This is a genomic window from Roseateles sp. L2-2, from assembly GCF_050613215.1.
Taxonomy (GTDB): Bacteria; Pseudomonadota; Gammaproteobacteria; order Burkholderiales; family Burkholderiaceae_C; genus Roseateles; species Roseateles noduli.
The window spans coordinates 6,498,678-6,512,181 of sequence record NZ_CP192509.1 but is presented as its reverse complement, the minus strand read 5'-3'; the positions used below and the strand labels follow the sequence as shown (position 1 = coordinate 6,512,181).

The 13,504-nt window shown below is 68.8% G+C and carries 11 protein-coding genes; 6 read left to right on the top strand and 5 right to left on the bottom strand.

Annotated elements, in window-relative coordinates:
* Positions 1-309 precede the first annotated feature (309 nt).
* The 5 genes from rpmH to mnmE all read left to right on the top strand — a co-directional run bounded on the left by rpmH (position 310) and on the right by mnmE (position 4,697).
* Positions 310-444 carry a 50S ribosomal protein L34 gene (gene rpmH, locus ACQZ13_RS28945; protein WP_067065970.1) on the top strand — a complete coding sequence of 45 codons (135 nt, stop codon included), beginning with the start codon at positions 310-312 and terminating at the stop codon, positions 442-444.
* Between the two features lie 233 nt (positions 445-677).
* Positions 678-1,019, top strand: a complete 342-nt coding sequence (locus ACQZ13_RS28940; RefSeq protein ID WP_431049255.1) for a ribonuclease P protein component — start codon at positions 678-680, stop codon at positions 1,017-1,019.
* 26 nt (positions 1,020-1,045) lie between these two features.
* Complete coding sequence (yidD, locus tag ACQZ13_RS28935; protein ID WP_431049254.1) at positions 1,046-1,372, top strand: membrane protein insertion efficiency factor YidD; 327 nt, start codon at positions 1,046-1,048, stop codon at positions 1,370-1,372.
* Positions 1,365-3,047 carry a membrane protein insertase YidC gene (gene yidC, locus ACQZ13_RS28930; RefSeq protein ID WP_431049253.1) on the top strand — a complete coding sequence of 561 codons (1,683 nt, stop codon included), beginning with the start codon at positions 1,365-1,367 and terminating at the stop codon, positions 3,045-3,047. Before yidD ends, yidC begins: the two co-directional genes overlap by 8 nt.
* A gap of 273 nt (positions 3,048-3,320) precedes the next feature.
* Positions 3,321-4,697 (top strand): tRNA uridine-5-carboxymethylaminomethyl(34) synthesis GTPase MnmE, encoded by a 1,377-nt coding sequence (mnmE, locus tag ACQZ13_RS28925; protein WP_431049252.1) that lies wholly within the window; start codon positions 3,321-3,323, stop codon positions 4,695-4,697.
* Between the two features lie 23 nt (positions 4,698-4,720).
* On the opposite strand, the gene ACQZ13_RS28920 is transcribed toward mnmE, so the two are convergent.
* The 4 genes from ACQZ13_RS28920 to ACQZ13_RS28905 all read right to left on the bottom strand — a co-directional run bounded on the left by ACQZ13_RS28920 (position 4,721) and on the right by ACQZ13_RS28905 (position 9,042).
* Positions 4,721-5,281: an adenine phosphoribosyltransferase gene (locus ACQZ13_RS28920; protein WP_431049251.1), complete on the bottom strand. Its 561-nt coding sequence runs from the start codon at positions 5,279-5,281 to the stop codon at positions 4,721-4,723.
* 67 nt (positions 5,282-5,348) lie between these two features.
* Entirely contained in the window at positions 5,349-6,863 is a 1,515-nt protein-coding gene (locus ACQZ13_RS28915) for a sensor domain-containing diguanylate cyclase (RefSeq protein WP_088408124.1), read from the bottom strand.
* 161 nt (positions 6,864-7,024) lie between these two features.
* Entirely contained in the window at positions 7,025-8,284 is a 1,260-nt protein-coding gene (locus ACQZ13_RS28910) for an acyl-CoA dehydrogenase family protein (protein ID WP_431049250.1), read from the bottom strand.
* An 11-nt stretch (positions 8,285-8,295) separates the two neighbouring features.
* Complete coding sequence (locus tag ACQZ13_RS28905) at positions 8,296-9,042, bottom strand: histidine phosphatase family protein (protein ID WP_431049249.1); 747 nt, start codon at positions 9,040-9,042, stop codon at positions 8,296-8,298.
* A 131-nt stretch (positions 9,043-9,173) separates the two neighbouring features.
* On the opposite strand from ACQZ13_RS28905, the gene ACQZ13_RS28900 reads away from it, so the two are divergent.
* Positions 9,174-11,276, top strand: a complete 2,103-nt coding sequence (locus tag ACQZ13_RS28900) for an acyltransferase family protein (RefSeq protein ID WP_431049248.1) — start codon at positions 9,174-9,176, stop codon at positions 11,274-11,276.
* Here ACQZ13_RS28900 and ACQZ13_RS28895 read toward each other — a convergent pair.
* Complete coding sequence (locus ACQZ13_RS28895; protein ID WP_431049247.1) at positions 11,223-13,220, bottom strand: cation:proton antiporter; 1,998 nt, start codon at positions 13,218-13,220, stop codon at positions 11,223-11,225. The two genes, ACQZ13_RS28900 and ACQZ13_RS28895, sit on opposite strands and share 54 nt — an antisense overlap.
* Between the last annotated feature and the right edge of the window lie 284 nt (positions 13,221-13,504).

Genomic DNA, 13,504 nt, shown 5'->3' with positions numbered 1-13,504 from the left:
TGTGGAAAACTTATTCTTCGAGCGGCCCGATTGTACCGATCCGGGTCCGCGGAGTCTGGGTTATCCACAGATTTTTTCCCCGGGTCAAGTGCTGGTAATCCCCGTGGCGACTTGCATCCGGATTGACCCTGACGCAAATCTTTGCTGTAATCGCGGGTTTTCCGGACGCCCGGACGTAACTGCGTGGGCCTCCGCTTTTCGAGCGGCTTCCGACATCCCCCGATGTCCGTGCGCGGCGCAACCAGCCATCAGGTCGACAGGCCTTGGCGCGAGGCGGCGGGAAGTACCAAGATTTCCTAGAGGTTGAACATGAAACGCACTTATCAAGGCTCCAAGACCCGTCGCGCCCGTACCCATGGCTTCCTGGTCCGCATGAAGACGCGTGGCGGCAAGGCCGTCATCGCTGCTCGTCGCGCCAAGGGCCGCAAGCGCCTGGCCGTCTGAGCGACACGCCAGACGTCCTTGCCCGCACCGTGATCGGCCGCGTCGTACGATCGGCCGATTTCGAGCGCGTGCTGGGTACGCCCAGCCGCGCACGCAGCGCGCACTTCGCCGTGCACCACCTGGCCGACAGCCCCACGCTGCCCAAGCGCCGTCCATCCACAGGAACGGCTGACTTGTCCACAGGTGATGCACCGATTCATCCCCAAGCTGTGGATGAAACGCAGATCGCGACAGTGCCGCCCACTTCCGCCGCACCGGCTCCAGCCGCGCCCGATCGGGCCTGGCTGGGCTACGTCGTGCCCAAACGGCATGCGAAGCGCGCGGTGACGCGGACGCTGCTGAAGCGGCAGATCCGCGCGGTGTTCGGCGAGCTGCCCGAGCTGCCGCCCGGTCTCTGGGTGGTTCGGCTGCGCATGCCTTTCGATCGCAAGCAGTTCCCCAGCGCCTCTTCGGACGCGCTGCGCGTCGCTGCGCGCGCGGAACTGCTGCAGCTCACCCGCAAGCTTGCGCGACCGCCGGCGTCGACCCCCGTGTCAGGGTCAGGGTCGGCGTCCGTTCCGGCTGCGGCGGGCTGACCGCTCCACGGTTCGGAAAAACGGCCATGGATCCCCGCCCCAGCCTGTCGACGCGATTGCTTATGGGGCTGGTGCGCGGCTACCAGTTGCTGTTCAGCGCCTGGCTGCGCGCGGGTTGCCGCTACAGCCCGACCTGTTCGACCTACGCGATGCAGGCCCTGCGGCAGCACGGCGCCGCCGCCGGCACCTATCTGGCGGCCGCACGGATCCTGCGTTGCAACCCATTCTGTCTGGGCGGACACGATCCCGTGCCCGACAATCCGCCCCGCCTGTTCACCCGACTGCTGCGTCCGTCCGGATGCCGTCCGGGGGCAACCTCTTCAACCGCCAATCCAAAAGCTTCCCATGACTGATATTCGCCGCACCATCTTGTGGGTGGTGTTCACGATGTCGCTGGTCCTTCTGTGGGACGGCTGGCAGCGGCACAACGGACAGCCGTCGCTGTTCCACCCGGCGCCGGCGAAGGTCGCCACCGCGCCGGCCGGCCCGGCCTCGGCCGCTTCCGCCGCCGCGCTGCCGGCTGCGGCCGGCGCGTCCGCCGCGGGCGCGACCGCCGCGGCCCCGGCCCCGATCAAGAACGAGCTGGTCACCTTCACGACCGACGTCGTCAAGGCCACCATCGACACCCGCGGCGGCAGCCTGGTGCGCGTCGAGCTGCTCAAGCACCCCGACGACACCAACGCCAGCGGCCACGTCGTCATCCTGGACCCGATCCGCAACTACAGCGCCCGTTCCGGCCTGCTGAACGTGCCGAACGCGCCCAGCGACCAGACGGTGCTGACGCTGGTCGACGGCCCGCGCGAGCTCAAGGACGGCCAGGACACCCTGACCGTCAAGCTGGAAGCCGACCAGGGCGGCGTGAAGCTGGTCAAGACCTACACCTTCAAGCGCGGCGACTACGCCATCGGCGTGAACCACGAGGTGACCAACACCGGCGCCGCTGCGGTGACGCCGCAGCTGTACCTGCAGCTGGTGCGTGACGGTCACATCGACCACACCGGTCCGTCCTTCGCCCCGACCTCGTTCGCGGGTCCGGCGATCTACACGGACAAGGCGAAGTACCACAAGCTCTCCTTCGACGACCTCAAGAAGGGCAAGGCCGAGTACGAGAAGAACGCCGACGACGGCTGGGTCGCGATGGTCCAGCATTACTTCGTCAGCGCCTGGATCCGCAACGAGGCGGGCCCGCGCGAGTTCAACGTCCGTCCGCTCAACGAGAACCTGTACACCGCCGGCGTGGTGATGAACTTCGCCGCCGTCGCGCCGGGCGCCTCGGCCAAGCTGGACAACGTGTTGTACGTCGGTCCGCAGGAAGAGAAGAAGCTGGAAGTCCTGGCCCCCGGCCTGGAGCTGGTGAAGGACTACGGCATCTTCAAGATCCTGTCCAAGCCGCTGTTCTGGCTGCTGGACGTCCTGCACACGATGCTGGGCAACTGGGGCTGGGCGATCATCCTGCTGGTCGTGATGCTGAAGGCCGCGTTCTACGGCCTGAACGCCAGCGCGTACCGCAGCATGGCCAAGATGAAGGCCGTGAACCCGCGCATCCAGGAAATGCGCGAGCGCATGAAGGACAAGCCGCAGCAGATGCAGCAGGAGATGATGCGCATCTACAAGGAAGAGAAGATCAATCCGCTGGGCAGCTGCCTGCCGATCTTCCTGCAGATGCCGTTCTTCATCGCGCTGTACTGGGTGCTGCTGTCCAGCGTCGAGATGCGCGGCGCCCCCTGGGTGATGTGGATCCACGACCTGTCCAAGCCGGACAGCCTGTTCGGACACCTGTTCGGCGCGCCCATCGGCCCGTTGCCGCTGCTGATGACGGCGTCCAGCCTGCTGCAGGTGTGGCTGAACCCGCAACCGGCCGACCCGGTGCAGGCCAAGATGATGTGGATCATGCCGCTGGCCTTCAGCGTGATGTTCTTCTTCTTCCCGTCCGGCCTGGTGCTGTACTGGCTGGTGAACAACATCCTGTCGATCGCCCAGCAATGGATGATCAACAAGCAGATCGGCGGCGCTGCCGTGAAGAAGTAAGGGAGACCGGCGCGGGAGGCATTCGGCAATTCCTCACGCCCGTCCACGAGCCCCCGCACCCCGGGGGCTTTTTTTCGTCCGCGCGCAGGCGCTTAATCGGATGCATGCGGGGGTCGCTCCTTCACCCGGCTTGAGGCGGTGAAGGACCGGAGGCGCCAGGCGTCGGCTCACGAGAGTCGGCGACGAGGCCTACCCCGCGCCATCCACGACAACGGCGATGCCGCCCCCGGGCGCATCGCCGTTTTTCATGGGCGCTGCGAGACAATCGGGCCCATGCTGTCGCGCCATCAGGATCCCATCGCCGCCATCGCCACCGCGCCAGGACGAGGGGCGGTCGGCATCGTGCGGGTGTCCGCGCCTCAAGACCTGACCCCGCTGGTGACGGCGATCTGCGGTCGCGCGCTGAAGCCGCGCGAGGCGACCTACCTGCCTTTCCGCAGCGCGCAGGGCGAAGCGATCGACCACGGCCTGGCGCTGCTGTTCCCGTCGCCGCATTCGTACACCGGCGAACATGTGCTGGAACTGCAGGCCCACGGTGGCCCCGTGGTGCTGCAGCTGCTGCTGGCGCGATGCCTGGAGGCCGATCCCGCGCTGCGCATGCGCCTGGCCGAGCCTGGCGAATTCACGCGGCGCGCGTTCCTCAACGGCAAGCTGGATCTCGCGCAGGCCGAGGCGGTGGCCGACCTGATCGACGCGAGCACCGAAGCCGCGGCCCGCAGCGCCGGCCGGGCGCTGGCCGGCGCGCTGAGCGGCGAGGTCGGCGGCCTGCGCGACGGGTTGATCCAGCTGCGCATGCTGGTCGAGGCGACGCTGGACTTCCCCGAGGAAGAGATCGATTTCCTTGAACAGGCCGATGCGCTGGGCAAGCTGCGGCGCCTGCTGGTGCGCGTGGAGGCCTTGCTCGACCGCAGCCGGCAGGGGGCGATCCTGCGCGAGGGCATCAAGGTCGTGCTGGCGGGGCAGCCGAACGTGGGCAAGAGTTCGCTGCTGAATGCGCTGGCCGGCGCGGAGCTGGCGATCGTCACGCCGATTCCCGGCACGACGCGGGACAAGCTGAGCCAGACCATCCAGATCGAAGGCGTGCCGCTGCACATCAGCGACACGGCGGGCCTGCGCGACACCGAGGACGAGGTCGAACGCATCGGCGTGGCGCGCAGCTGGGATGCGATCGCGGATGCGGACGTGGTGCTGTTCCTGCACGACCTGACGCGCGTCGGCCATGCCGACTACGAGTCCGAGGACGCCGAGATCCGCGGGCGCCTCGCGAGTGTAGATCCCGCGCGGATCCTGCAGATCTACAACAAGGCCGACGCGCATGCGCCGGCATCGTTGCCGACGGGCGCGCTGACGCTGTCGGCGAAGACGGGCGAGGGCCTGGATGCGCTGCGGCGCAAGTTGCTGGAGCAGGTCGGCTGGCACGCGGTGCCGGAGGGGCTCTTCATCGCCCGCGAGCGCCACGTGCAGGCGCTGCGCCGCACGCGCGAGCACATCGAGCTGGCGCTGCTCCAGGCCGAGGCGCAGCCGCCGGCGCTGGACCTGATGGCGGAGGAACTGCGCCTCGCGCATGACGCGCTCGGCGAGATCACCGGCGCGTTCACCGCCGACGACCTGCTGGGGGAGATCTTCAGCAGGTTCTGCATCGGGAAGTGACCGGCGAGTGACCGGAACGGGGCTCAATGCCCGTCGAAGTCCACCAGCGAGAAGACCTTCAGACCGCCGTCGCGCAGCCGTTTCGAGCCGCCCAGCTCCGGCAGATCCACGATCGCCGCGCCTTCGATGACTTCGGCGCCCAGGCGCTCCAGCAGCCGCTTGCCGGCCATCATCGTGCCGCCGGTCGCGATCAGGTCGTCGATGAGCAAGACCCGGTCCCCCGCCTTCACGGCGTCGGTGTGCATCTCCACGGTGGCGCTGCCGTATTCGAGTTCATAGGTTTCCTGCACCGTCGTGAAGGGCAGCTTGCCCTTCTTGCGGATCGGCACGAAACCGACGTTCAGCTCGTACGCGAGCACCGAACCGATGATGAAACCGCGCGCATCCAGGCCGGCGATCGCGTCGGGACGGGCGTCGAAGTAGCGATGGACGAACTGGTCGATCAGCACCCGGAACGCCCGCGGGTTCGAGAGCAGCGGCGTGATGTCGCGGAACTGCACGCCCGCGGACGGCCAGTCCGGCACGGTGCGGATCTGCTGCTTCAGGAAGACGATCGGATCCAGGGTGGGGTCGGCGTGCGGCATGGAGGCGATTGTCGCGCCGCCGTGTTCCGACGAGGAACCGCCGAGGAACCGCCGTTGCGAAGCCGGCTCAGGCCGTCTGCTGCTGGCAGATCAGCCGTGCCCTGCCGGCCTGCTTGGCCTCGTAGAGCGCCGAGTCCGCCGTCTGGATCAGCCGCTGGGCCGCGTCGCCGTTCTGCGGAATGAAGGACGCGACCCCGATCGACAGGCTCACCGAGCGTCTCACCGGCGAGCCCACATGCTCGATCGCGGCCAGCCGCACGCTGTCCAGGCAGCGTTGCGCGACGACCTGGGCGCCAGCCAAGTCGGTGTCGACCAGCAGCACCGCGAATTCCTCGCCGCCGTAGCGGCAGACCGATTCGCCGCCCCGGCCCGCGCAGCTGCGCAGGAGAGTCGCGACGCGCCGCAGGCAGTCGTCGCCGGAGACGTGGCCGTAGCAGTCGTTGTATTGCTTGAAGTGGTCGATGTCGACCATCAGCAGCGCCAGCGGCCGGTTGGCGCGGGTCGCGCGGTGCCATTCCGTCTGCAGCAGCTGATCGAAGAGCCGCCGGTTGCCTACCCCGGTCAGCCCGTCCGTCGTCGACTGCCGCGCGAGCAGCTCATTCGCGCGTCGCAGCCGCTCTTCCTGGCGCTTGCGCTCGGTCAGGTCGGTGACGATGCAGACGTACAGGTGGATGGTGTCGGTGCGGACTTCGGCCAGCGCCAGCTGCAGGTGCAGCGCCTCGCCGCTGCGGTGCCGCGCCGTGAACTCGCGCGGCTGGCCGAGCAGGGCGCGCGGGTCCAGCGGCGCATCCGAGGCCGCGCCCGAGTCGGGCGACGTCGCGGCCGCCGTGCCCAGCAGCATGCCGAGGTGGACGCCCTGAAGCTCCGCCGCGGTGAAGCCGAACAGCTGCTCGCAGCTCGGGTTGGCCTCCAGCACGTGACCGCCCGAATCCAGCGTCAGGATCCCGTTGGCCGCCGATTCGATCGTCGCCCGCAGCTGCGCCCGGCTCGCGGCCAATCGCTGCTGTTCGTGGATCAGGTCCGTCACGTCCATGCGCACGCCGACGATGCCGCCGGACGGCGTGCGGGACTCATAGATGCGCAGCCACATGTCGTCGTGCACGCGCTGCAGCAGCGGTGTCAGCTGCAGGCCGCGCGCCTGCTTGCGCTCTTCCAGCCATTCCGGCTCGCGGCCGCGGGCCTCGGGGATGCCGCCGCGGGCCAGCGACTCGCGGACCAGGTCCTCGAAGGTGGACTTGTGCTGGAAGTGCCGCAGCATGTGCGGATAGATCTCGACCAGGCGCTTGTTGTAGGCGATCAGGCGATCCTCGGCGTCGAAGATCTCCACGCTGGCCGGCAGCGCGTCGATGGCTTCCTCCATCGTGCGCTGGGCCAGCTTCGCCCGGGTCTGGGCGCGCGCCAGGGTCGACACGACCGCCACCGCCAGCACCACGGTCAGAACCAGCGAGGCCATCCCGACCCAGGCCAGCCAGCCGTCCACCGCCAGACCGCCCAGGGCGACCGTCAGCACGATGGCCTGCAGGCCGACCAGCAGCGCGAACGCCAGCAGCGGCCAGGTGCGGACTTCGGCGAATCGGTTCATCGCGGGTGGGGCGCGCGGGCAGGCGTCCGGAAAAAAGGGTGGCTGATCCTAGCCACCCCGACCCGCGATGAAAACCGCTCTCCGGGGGGAGAAGCGGGTTCCGGCGACGTCCCCCCGTTGGTGTGGTGCCACGCTTTGTGTGCGACGGTGTACGGAAAGGCTCAGCCGCCGCGGGTGATCGGCATGTCGCCGGCGTTGGGCAGGGTCATGTGGCGGGACAGTTCCAGCTTCGCCAGGGAGTTGCGGTGGACCTCGTCCGGACCGTCGGCGAAGCGCAAGGTCCGCTGCCCCGCCCACATGTAGGCCAGCGGCGTGTCGTCGCTGACGCCCATCCCGCCGTGCACCTGCATCGCCCAGTCGATGACCTTGAGCGCCATGCTGGGCGCCACGATCTTGATCATCGCGATCTCGGCCTTGGCGACCTTGTTGCCGACGGTGTCCATCATGTAGGCCGCCTTCAGCGTCAGCAGCCGGGCCTGCTCGATGCTGCAGCGCGACTCGGCGATGCGTTCCTGCGTCACCGTCTGTTGCGCGATGGTCTTGCCGAAGGCCACCCGGGAGACCGCCCGCTTGCACATCAGCTCCAGCGCCCGTTCCGCCGCGCCGATCGAGCGCATGCAGTGGTGGATGCGCCCCGGGCCGAGGCGGCCCTGCGCGATCTCGAAGCCGCGACCCTCGCCCAGCAGGATGTGGTCCACCGGCACGCGCACGTTCTTCAGCTCGATCTCCATGTGGCCGTGCGGCGCGTCGTCGTAGCCGAAGACGCTCAGGTGGCGCTTGACGGTGATGCCCGGCGTGTTGGCCGGCACCAGCACCATCGACTGCTGCTCATGGCGGCCCGCGTCGGGATTGGTCTTGCCCATCACGATGTAGAGCGCGCAGCGCGGATCGCCGGCGCCCGACGACCACCACTTCGTCCCGTTGATGACGTACTCGTCGCCGTCGCGGTCGATGCGGCACTGGATGTTGGTGGCGTCGGACGAGGCCACGTCCGGCTCCGTCATCAGGAAGGCGGAGCGGATCTCGCCGCGCAGCAGCGGTTCCAGCCAGCGGTCCTTGTGGGCCTCGCTGCCGTAGCGCTCGATCGTCTCCATGTTGCCGGTGTCCGGCGCCGAGCAGTTGAAGACTTCGGGCGCCCAGTACACGCGGCCCATGATCTCGCACAACGGCGCGTACTCGAGGTTGGACAGGCCTTCCGGCGCGCGCGGCGAGCGCGGCAGGAACAGGTTCCACAGCCCGGCGGCGCGCGCCTTGGGCTTGAGCTCCTCGATCACCTTCGTCGGGATCCAGGCGTTGCCGCCGCGCCGGTTGGCCTCGATCTCCTCGTGATAGCGCTTCTCGTTGGGATAGATGTGCGTGTCGAAGAACGCGAGCAGGCGTTCGCGCAGCTGTTCAACCTTGGGGCTGTAGTCGAAGTTCATGGGGAGGTCCTTCAGCCGCGTTGGCTGCGATAACGGAGGTACTGCGCGTACAGCGCTTCCATCGTGGTGGCCCGCTCATCCGCATGCAGCGGATGCGACGGGGCGAAATTGCAGACGCGCAGCAGCCAGCTCGCGGGGGAGTCCCCGGTCGGCGGCGCCACGTCCAGCACGTTGATGCAGGCCGGCGACTGGACCCAGCTGCCCAGCATCACGCGCTGGCCGCCGGTGACCGCGTGCGACAGGAGGGCCGCGTTGACCACGCCGTGCAGCACCAGCAGCGCGCAGTCCCAGTCGGGATCGGCCTGCAGCCGAGCGACGCCGCCGAGCACGCGGTCCAGCAGCTCGCCGACGCTCTCGCCGTTCAGGAAGCGTTGAGATTCCGCGACGGGGCTGCGCTGCAGGCCGTTGAAGGCCTGGGCGAGGTCCGCGTCCGGGATGTCGCCGAGGCGTCCGCCGCGGATCTCCTGCCACTCGGGCCAGGTCTGCGGCTGGAGGTCGGCCTGGCCGGCGTGACGCAGCACCAGGTCTGCGGTCTCGACGGTGCGGGGCAGGCCCGACACGATCGCGCGGTCGAAGCGCACGCCCGCAGCGCGGAAGGCCTCGCCGGCGGCCTGCGCCTGGGCGATGCCGTCGTCGTTGAGCCGCACCTGTTCCGGCAGCACCGGACGGCCGGTCGCGCCGTCGAAGTAGGTCACCGCGCCATGGCGCATCAGGTAGATGCGGCGGCGTTGCGGGCTGCGAGGCTGGGTGTCCAACATGGGGATCAGTGTGGCGCAACGAATCAGACCGCACTGTCACGCAGGCGGCAATCTCGCGCCGGGCCACAATTCGCCCGCCGCGCGATGCGGCGCCTCGCTGCCGTTCTTCCCGTTTCCGTTCTGACGCCTTGGTGACAAGCCTTTTCTCGACGCCATCCTCGACGCCTTTCCATCGCCCGCACGGACCGCATGCGGCCGGTGAAGTCGCGCTGCGCGACGACATCCAGGTCCTGCGTGCCATCGCCGTGCTGTGGGTGCTGCTGTATCACGCGCAGATCCCCGGCGCATCGGGCGGCTACCTCGGCGTCGATATCTTCTTCGTCATCTCCGGCTACCTGATCACGGGGCTGATCCAGCGCGCGCTGCAGCGCGGCGACTTCAGCTTCCGTGCGTTCTACGGGCGACGCGCGCGACGACTCTTGCCGGCTGCGTACGTCGTGCTCGGCGCGACCTTGCTGATGGCGCCGTGGGCGCTCAACCGAAGCGAACAGATCGACTTCGTCGGCCAGCTGCTCGGCGCGCTGGGCTTCGCCAACAACCTCGTGCTGTGGCGGCAGACCGGCTACTTCCAGGGCGCCTCCGACCTCAAACCGCTGCTGCACTTCTGGTCGCTGGCGCTGGAGGAGCAGTACTACCTCGTGCTGCCCGCGCTCCTGGTCTTCAGCCCCGCGCGCCTGAGAGTCGGTGTGGCGATCGTCGTCACGGCGGCCAGCCTCGGCCTGCTGCTCTGGTGGCAGCCCATCAACGCCAGCGGCGCGTTCTACCTGCTGCCGACGCGTGCGTGGGAACTGGGCCTCGGATCGATCGGCGCGTTGATGAGCGGCGCGCGATACGGGACGGGCGCGGCGTCCGTACAGCGGGTGCTGCGATGGCTCGCAGGACCGGCGTGGGCGCTGCTCCTCCTCGTGCCGATCGCTCCGCAGTGGTTCGGGACCGCGCATCCCGGACCGGCCGCGCTCGTCGTCGGCATCGCCACGCTGGTCCTGCTGCTGCGCGAACCCGCCCGCCTCCCGCGCGCTGCCGCGCCGCTGATCCGCATCGGCGACTGGTCCTATGCGCTGTACCTCGTCCACTGGCCGCTGATCGCTTTCCTCCACAACGCGTGGGTCGGATTGAAGGCCGATCCGCATGCGCTGATGGTCTGGCGCCTCGGCGCGGTGCCGCTCGCCTTCTCGCTGGCGTGGGTGCTGCATCGCGCCGTGGAACGTCCCGCCAAGGCGCTGCTCACCGGTCGACGTGGCGCGCTCATCCTCGGTTCAGGCACGGCGGTGCTGGCGCTCGGCGGCATCGTGCTGGCGTTGCACAAGCCTGCGCCGGGCTCGATCGACTTCGTCGAACTGCGCAAGGCCAATTACGGCCTGTCCGCCAACTGCGATGCCGAGGAGCCTTTCGACGGCCGCGAGGATTGCCGCACGCGCCCCGGCGCACGGTGGATGGTGTGGGGCGATTCCTATGCGATGCATCTGGTGCCCGGACTCGTCCGCGTGGCCAGCGACCAGGGCCTGGTGCAGGCGACGAAGTCGTCGTGCGGTCCTTTCCCCGGGCTGACGCCGGTGCGGCCTGAACTCGGCCGGGGCAACAGCTTCGCGGCGCCGTGGATCGAGCAGTGCCAGGCCTTCAACGCGTCGGTGCTGCGTTGGCTGGAGCGTCATCCGGAGATCGACACCGTGGTCCTGTCGAGCCTGCTGACGCAGTACCTGGATGACTCCAAGTACGAGCTCCAACGCACGCGCGGCGACGAACGCCTGAAGGGCGAGCCGGCCATGCGTGCCGCGCTGCTGGACGACATGACGGCGACCGTGAAGCGTCTGCGCGCGATGGGCAAGCGGGTGATGGTGGTGGCGCCGCCGCCGTCGGCGCCCTTCGACATCGCGGGGTGCCTGGAGCGGCGTCAGGCGCGGCGCTGGACGATAGGCGCGACGCCGGGCTGCGTGATCGACGAGGCGGACGATGCGCGTCGCCGTGCCGCCGAGCACCGTTTCATCGCCGAACTGGCGAAGTCGGATGCGCGTCTGCCGGTCCTGCGCTTCGAGCCGCTCCTGTGCGACGGGACGACGTGCCAGGTCGAGCGCGATGGTGTGCCGCTCTACCGGGACCAGGGGCATCTGAGCCACGAGGGTTCGCGGCTGCTGATGCCGGCCGTGATGTCCGAGTCGCTCGGTGAACGGCAGATCGCCCTGTCAACCCACCAGCAAGCCGTGTTCGGCGCGCGCGAGGGCCTCGGGCGTCCCTGACACGACGAGCGTGTCGCCGCCCTGGAGCACCAGGTCGTCGCTCGCGTCCTTCACGGCGCCGTTGGGCCGGCGCACCGACACCACGCTGACGCCCCAGCCCACGAGCCCGATCTCACCCAGCGTGCGTCCTTCGAGGAGGCTTGCCATCGGCAGGCTGATGGACTGGAGCCTCGCCTGATCGCGTTCCTCCGAGGTGTCGTCGTCCGCGCCGTGGAAGTAGCCGCGCAGCAGCCCGTACCGGCGATCCCGCGCATCCCGCGCGATGCGCAACACCCGCCGCATCGGCACACCGACGAGCGCGAGCGCGTGGCTCGCGAGCATCAGCGATCCCTCGATCGCTTCCGGCACCACCTCGGTCGCACCGGCGGCGCGCAGCTTCTCCAGGTCGGTGTCGTCGATCGTCCGCACGACGACCGGCACGTGCGGCGCATGCCCGCGCACCTCATGCAGCACCTTCAGCGCCGACGCCGTGTCGTGGTACGAGATGACGACCGCGCTCGCCCGCGTCAGGCCGGCGGCGATCAGGCTGGGCAGCCGGGCCGCGTCGCCGAACACGACGCTCTTGCCGGCCGCCGCCGCCTGCCGCACGCGGTCCGGATCCAGGTCCAGCGCCATGTAGGGGATGTGTTCGGTCTCCAGCAGCGTCGCCAGGTTCTGCCCGCTGCGGCCGTAGCCGCAGATGATCACGTGCGCGTCGGTCTTGATCGACTTCTTGGCGATGGTCGTCAGCTGCACCGACTGCAGCAGCCAGTCGCTGGCCGACAGCTTCATGACGATGCGGTTGCTGTGCTCGATGATGATCGGGGTCAGCAGCATCGACAGGACCATCGCGGCCAGCACCGGACTGACCCATTGCGCGGCGATCAGGTTGTGCTGTGAGCCCAGCGTCAGCAGCACGAAGCCGAACTCGCCCGCCTGCGCCAGATAGAGGCCCGTGCGCAGCGCGACGCCGGTCGGCGCGCGGAACAGCTTCGCCAGCCCGGCCACCAGCACGAACTTCGCGAGCGTCGGCACCAGCGTCAGGATGATCACCAGCGGCCATTGATAGACCAGCGTCTGCCAGTCCAGCCGCATGCCGATGGTGATGAAGAACAGCCCGAGCAGCACGTCGTGGAAGGGCCGGATGTCCAGCTCCACCTGATGCTTGTATTCGGTCTCCGCGATCAGCATGCCGGCGACGAACGCGCCCAGCGCCAGCGACAGCCCCGCGTGCTCGGTCAGCCAGGCCAGGCCCAGCGTGACCAGCAGCAGGTTCAGCATGAAGAGCTCCTGGCTCTTGCGCCGCGCCACCAGCGTCAGCCAGCGCCGCATCAGGTGCTGGCCGCCGGTCAGCAGCAGCACCAGCAGCACGACCGCCTTCAAGGCCGCCCAGCCGAGCGATTCGATCATCGCGGCGCCGCTCCCGCCCAGCGCGGGGATCAGCACCAGCAGCGGCACCACGGCCAGATCCTGGAACAGCAGCACGCCGATCACGCGCCGACCGTGTTCGCTTTCCAGCTCCAGCCGTTCCGACATCAGCTTCACGACGATGGCCGTCGAGCTCATCGCCATCGCCGCACCGAGCGCCAGCGACCCCTGCCACCCCAGGTCCCAGGCCCAGCCCAGCATGCCGAACAGCCAGCGCAGGAAGAGGTTGCCCAGCATCGTCCCGCCGATGGTGACCACCACCTGCAGCAGCCCCAGCCCGAACACCATGGATCGCATGCTGTGCAGCTTGGGGAGGTTGAACTCCAGGCCGATCACGAACATCAGGAACACCACGCCGAACTCGGCCAGATGCTGCACCCCTGGCACGTCGCTGGCGAGCGCCAGCGCGTTCGGACCGATGACCACGCCCACGACCAGATAACCCAGGATGGGGGGCAGCTTCAGCGAACGGCACACCACCACGCCCAGCACGGCGGCGATCAGATAGATGAGGGTCAGGTCCAGCGCGGTGAGCATGGCGGCGATGGTACTGGGCCGCTACGCCGGGCAGCCCCGGATGGGACAAGTCGGGACGTCGAAGGCGTTCGCGGCCCGGCGTCCGTCGCTTTCCATACACACCTGGACACGCCCCTCGGCGCGACCCGTACAGATGGCGGGGGGCTTGGCTTTGGTCACTTCCCAGGCGCAAACTACCCGCCTTATGCATGGGGCGCATGCCCGCATGTGCACTCGGCTTTGCCGCACGTGGCGGACGGGCAGGGCTTCGGGGTACCGTTCGCGCCACCGAAAAGTTACGGAGC